The sequence below is a fragment of the Acinetobacter stercoris genome (assembly GCF_900323515.1).
Lineage (GTDB): Bacteria > Pseudomonadota > Gammaproteobacteria > Pseudomonadales > Moraxellaceae > Acinetobacter > Acinetobacter stercoris.
In genome coordinates, this window is sequence record NZ_OOGT01000280.1 from 1 (window position 1) to 3,723 (window position 3,723).

The 3,723-nt window shown below is 35.3% G+C and carries 4 protein-coding genes; 1 reads left to right on the forward strand and 3 read right to left on the reverse strand.

The features are described 5' to 3' along the window. Positions 1-466: 466 nt before the first annotated feature. Together KPC_RS18410 and KPC_RS18415 are read right to left on the reverse strand one after the other, a co-directional pair. Positions 467-1,015: a peptidylprolyl isomerase gene (locus KPC_RS18410; RefSeq protein WP_227591546.1), complete on the reverse strand. Its 549-nt coding sequence runs from the start codon at positions 1,013-1,015 to the stop codon at positions 467-469. Positions 1,016-1,229: 214 nt separating this feature from the next. Beyond that, the gene (locus tag KPC_RS18415; RefSeq protein ID WP_121975784.1) at positions 1,230-2,300 is read right to left on the reverse strand and encodes an alpha/beta hydrolase; all 1,071 of its coding nucleotides are present in this window, start codon (positions 2,298-2,300) and stop codon (positions 1,230-1,232) included. 210 nt (positions 2,301-2,510) lie between these two features. Here KPC_RS18415 and KPC_RS18420 point away from each other — a divergent pair, with 210 nt between their 5' ends. Then, the gene (locus KPC_RS18420; protein ID WP_121975785.1) at positions 2,511-3,164 is read left to right on the forward strand and encodes a hypothetical protein; all 654 of its coding nucleotides are present in this window, start codon (positions 2,511-2,513) and stop codon (positions 3,162-3,164) included. Positions 3,165-3,314: 150 nt separating this feature from the next. Here the strand turns inward: KPC_RS18420 and KPC_RS18425 are convergent, their stop codons facing one another. After that, positions 3,315-3,557: a hypothetical protein gene (locus KPC_RS18425; protein WP_227591503.1), complete on the reverse strand. Its 243-nt coding sequence runs from the start codon at positions 3,555-3,557 to the stop codon at positions 3,315-3,317. Positions 3,558-3,723: the final 166 nt, after the last annotated feature.

Sequence of the window (3,723 nt, forward strand, 5' to 3'; positions counted from 1 at the left end):
AGCGTTCAATCTGAGCCATGATCAAACTCTTCAGTTAAAATCATTTTGTAGCTTTAATCTAAACTACCAAATCCTGGCTCATCAATTACTGACAAAAATTCTCAAATAAACTTCGAGTAATTTCTACCAATCAATCAATGATAATTTATCGTTAATCAACCAGTAAAAATCCACACAAGTTGTTCTTCATATTCTCTTAATGATCTATTCCCTGCCTCGTCAGCAGAAAATTTAACGCAAAAAATTCTCAACAACCTAACCCTGTAAGCTAAGTTCGTTTCGTGTTTCGCGTCGGGATGAGTGCATTATAGGGCAATTTCCAACACAAGCAAGCGCTTTTAACTACTTGTTTTTCTAAGTGTTGTATTTTTATGCACTATTTTGGTTCATTTTCCATCTTTTTAGAGTATAACTCTTTAAAATTAAAGCAGAAATATGACAATAATATTTCTGCGCTTATTGCTACTTATTTTTTAACATTCGTATTGATCGTTTGGATACTTATAATTTTTACAGGATGATTTGGAACATTTTCATGCATTCCATAGTTTCCTGTAGGTACTTTTGATATCTTATCGACGATTTCCATACCTTTCGTCACCTTGCCAAAAACAGCATAACCTGGATTTGAGCTTGTTTTATTTAAAAAAGCATTATCTGTAAGGTTAATAAAAAATTGGCTAGTTGCCGAATTTGGATCATTTGTACGTGCCATAGCTAACGTACCACGAGTATTTTGTAGACCATTATTGGATTCATTTTTTATTGATGCCTGGGTTTTCTTTTCAACCATATTGGTTTCAAATCCACCACCCTGAATCATAAATCCAGGAATCACCCTATGAAATATCGTTCCATTATAAAAATTACTTTTTACATAACTTTCAAAATTTTTAACAGAAATAGGCGCCTTGTCATCATATAGCTCTATATCAATAGTACCCATGCTCGTTTTTATCTGCATATTACTAAGCGCAAATATTTGAGTACTTATAACAGTTAAACTTATACCCATGATTATATTTTTCAACATTCTTCTCAGTATCTCTATATTAAAAACCTATGTTTAGATCATATCCTTTATAAAAAATTTCATCAGTAATTTTTATTGTCTTTTTTATTACCCAATAAATAATAGCCTAACAAATCACCACCAAAAAAAATCACAAGTTATTGATTTTATTAATATTAAAAAAGCGTTTCACGTGAAACGCTTGTCCTTTTTAAATTTAATGGTATTTATCCCAAAACTTTTTGAAATCTTTACTCATTTCTACGACATATTTCTTTGATTTCTTGGAAACCGGGGTCAAATTGATGAATCCATGCGTTTGATCCTCATAGTCATGATAATGAACCTTTGTTCCATTCTGCCTAAGTTTATAAGCATAAATTTTTCCTTCATCATGAAGCACATCATGCCCAGCCGTAATAATGAATGTCGGTGCCAGTTTTCTTAAATTTCCATATGTAGGTGAAATAATCGTATCATCCATCGCTACTTGATAACGATCTGCATAATAGGCAATAACATGATCAATATCTTCTCCAGTCAATACCAACCCTTCTTTATAAGCAAAAAAGGATGGATGTCGACTCTTAAAATCAACTGCTGGATAAATTAAGAATTGTGCTTCTGGTGCATACGCTGTTCTGGCAGTTCGTTGAGCTAATACTGCACAAATATTTCCACCAGCACTGTCACCTGCAATAGCTATACGATTTTTATAAATTTTGAAATGTCTACGATTTTGATAAACCCAAGCTAGCGCATCTTCACAAGATTGTATAAGTGCATGGGGACCAACTTCCGGAGCTAATGGATAATCTATACTTAAAACCTGTGCTTTGGCATGTACCGCAATAAGTCTACAGACTTCATCATGAGTATCTACACTTCCCACAACAAATCCACCACCATGGTAAAAGACAATCATTGGAAGTTTTTTATTTGGTGCTGGATGGTAATGCCTGGCGTAAATGCTCCCGCTTTGTAAAGGTAAACGTATATCTTCCACAAACTGGACATGGGTAGGTTTATTGGTAATAGATTGCATTTGTAATTCAAAGTTTTTTCGAGATTTTTCTACATTTTCCCCAATAAAACCTGATTTACCTTGTTTCAACTGTGCCGCCATCAGCACTTTAATAAAACTGTCTAACTGTGGATATTGATAAGGATACCCCAGCAATTTAACAAGAGATTCCTGCACAACTGCAGGAAAGCGATCCAAGGTGCGGGCAGCAGTCCCCTGGCTTTTTTCTAATATTTCTTGCAGATTTTGATTCAAAGCAGCCATTCAAATATCCATCCTTTAGCTTTTTTCTTCATACTCTCTACACGTTCGTGCCGTTTTGGAAAATATTGTTATACAAGTCTCGTAATCAATATACAAAGTCAACTTATTTATACGCTAATCTGACCATATACTCCTTGTCATTGACTATTAATCAACAAATCAGGAATTTTTTTGTCTATTCCTGCACAAAATAGTAGTGGAGGTTAGCAAATGTCCATAAAAGTATATTTAATATCTATAGCAGTTGCATTAACAACCGTAGGTTGTGTCGCTTTCCCAGATGACGGAGCTTATTATAGTAACAGCGCTTATCCCGCTTATTATTATTCTAATTACGCTGGTTACTATAATGGTGGATATCAACCTGTATACCATAACTATGTCTGGGAAACAGACCGTATTATCTATAAAAATGATTATACAAGATGGCAACGTGATCGTAACCAACAAATCCGTTATCAACAACATCGTCAGAGATATTTAGCAAACCCTAGATCATCGCAATGGGACCAAAGACGTGCTGATACCCAACGCAGACAATGGGATCAAAGAAATGACGAACAACGCCGATTATGGAATCAAAAGCGTTCTGATGAACAACGTAGACAATGGAACCAAAAACGAGATGAACAACGTCGTTTATGGGAGCAAAAGCGTACTGATACCCAGCGGCAACAATGGAACCAAAAACGAGATGAACAACGTCGATTATGGGATCAAAGGCATTCTGATACTCAACGTCGTGGACAATGGAACACTAATCGTGTGCAACAAAATGCTCAGAATAATCGACCTAAACAAAATAATAGCCAACAAAACCGTAAAAGATGGTCTGATCAAAAAAATCAAAATGATCGGCATTAATAAATGCTTAAACCTTAAAAAGCCCAGTTATATAATTGGGCTTTTTAAATTGGTAAAAATAGACAGTAGAGGCATCCAACCTACTGTCTATTCTCTATTCGTGTAAACAATCTAAAAGAATTACATTAACTTAACAAGTTTGCTTCTGGCTTATTGCGCAGGAGCTTGTGTAGCATCACTTCCCTCTTGAGTTGCTTGTGACTGCTCAGACTGTAAAGTCGGGTCTGCTTGAACTGCAACACTACCTTGCGCCCCTGCACTAGCTGTTGTATCTGCTGCTGGAGCTGTTGATGCTGTTTCAGGATTTGAAGCAACGTCTTTTGAAGCACATCCAACTGTTGCAACTGCCAGACCAGCCAATACCAATGAAATTAAACCTAATTTCTTCATCATTATTTCCTATCTCTTTAAATTTAAGACAGCAAAGCTAAACTAACTTTGCGATGCCTATCATTCCCTTTTTTTATTTTTTTCGCGCACATTATTGGTTGGACTTTTAAGAGGCTCTAGTACAGTTTATGCAATTTTTTTTAAATCAACATCTTACTTGGAATAAAAG

Bases quoted from the DNA above. Each gene is read 5' to 3' on its own strand.
- KPC_RS18410 (WP_227591546.1), bottom strand. From the start codon at position 1,015: ATGGGTATAAGTTTAACTGTTATAAGTACTCAAATATTTGCGCTTAGT.
- KPC_RS18425 (WP_227591503.1), bottom strand. From the start codon at position 3,557: ATGATGAAGAAATTAGGTTTAATTTCATTGGTATTGGCTGGTCTGGCA.
- KPC_RS18420 (WP_121975785.1), top strand. From the start codon at position 2,511: ATGTCCATAAAAGTATATTTAATATCTATAGCAGTTGCATTAACAACC.
- KPC_RS18415 (WP_121975784.1), bottom strand. From the start codon at position 2,300: ATGGCTGCTTTGAATCAAAATCTGCAAGAAATATTAGAAAAAAGCCAG.